The sequence below is a fragment of the Aeromonas sp. Y289-2 genome, from assembly GCF_027705925.1.
In the GTDB taxonomy this organism is placed as follows: domain Bacteria; phylum Pseudomonadota; class Gammaproteobacteria; order Enterobacterales; family Aeromonadaceae; genus Aeromonas; species Aeromonas veronii.
Genome location: NZ_JAPDCH010000046.1, coordinates 1 through 1,193, shown reverse-complemented (window position 1 = coordinate 1,193; position 1,193 = coordinate 1). Strand labels below are relative to the sequence as shown.

The window sequence follows — 1,193 nt, the reverse complement described above, 5'->3', positions numbered from 1 at the left end:
TGAATGGGTTCATGTGCAGCTCCATCAGCAAAAGGGGATGATAAGTTTATCACCACCGACTATTTGCAACAGTGCCCTCTGATGTTACATTGCACAAGATAAAAATATATCATCATGAACAATAAAACTGTCTGCTTACATAAACAGTAATACAAGGGGTGTTATGAGCCATATTCAACGGGAAACGTCTTGCTCGAGGCCGCGATTAAATTCCAACATGGATGCTGATTTATATGGGTATAAATGGGCTCGCGATAATGTCGGGCAATCAGGTGCGACAATCTATCGATTGTATGGGAAGCCCGATGCGCCAGAGTTGTTTCTGAAACATGGCAAAGGTAGCGTTGCCAATGATGTTACAGATGAGATGGTCAGACTAAACTGGCTGACGGAATTTATGCCTCTTCCGACCATCAAGCATTTTATCCGTACTCCTGATGATGCATGGTTACTCACCACTGCGATCCCCGGGAAAACAGCATTCCAGGTATTAGAAGAATATCCTGATTCAGGTGAAAATATTGTTGATGCGCTGGCAGTGTTCCTGCGCCGGTTGCATTCGATTCCTGTTTGTAATTGTCCTTTTAACAGCGATCGCGTATTTCGTCTCGCTCAGGCGCAATCACGAATGAATAACGGTTTGGTTGATGCGAGTGATTTTGATGACGAGCGTAATGGCTGGCCTGTTGAACAAGTCTGGAAAGAAATGCATAAGCTTTTGCCATTCTCACCGGATTCAGTCGTCACTCATGGTGATTTCTCACTTGATAACCTTATTTTTGACGAGGGGAAATTAATAGGTTGTATTGATGTTGGACGAGTCGGAATCGCAGACCGATACCAGGATCTTGCCATCCTATGGAACTGCCTCGGTGAGTTTTCTCCTTCATTACAGAAACGGCTTTTTCAAAAATATGGTATTGATAATCCTGATATGAATAAATTGCAGTTTCATTTGATGCTCGATGAGTTTTTCTAATCAGAATTGGTTAATTGGTTGTAACACTGGCAGAGCATTACGCTGACTTGACGGGACGGCGCTTCCCTACCCTCATGGCCGCCTCCCAGGAATCGACCCAGGTGCTTATCGTGGACATAATCCTTTACTCATAAATTGGCACTGTTGCAAAGTTAGCGATGAGGCAGCCTTTTGTCTTATTCAAAGGCCTTACATTTCAAAAACTCTGCTTACC

At 43.7% G+C, this 1,193-nt stretch carries 1 protein-coding gene; it reads left to right on the top strand.

The window, feature by feature from the left end; translation table 11 throughout:
• The first annotated feature begins 163 nt into the window (after nucleotides 1-163).
• On the top strand, nucleotides 164-979 hold the full coding sequence (gene aph(3')-Ia, locus OKC43_RS21640; RefSeq protein WP_000018329.1) for an aminoglycoside O-phosphotransferase APH(3')-Ia: 816 nt from the start codon (nucleotides 164-166) through the stop codon (nucleotides 977-979).
• Nucleotides 980-1,193: the final 214 nt, after the last annotated feature.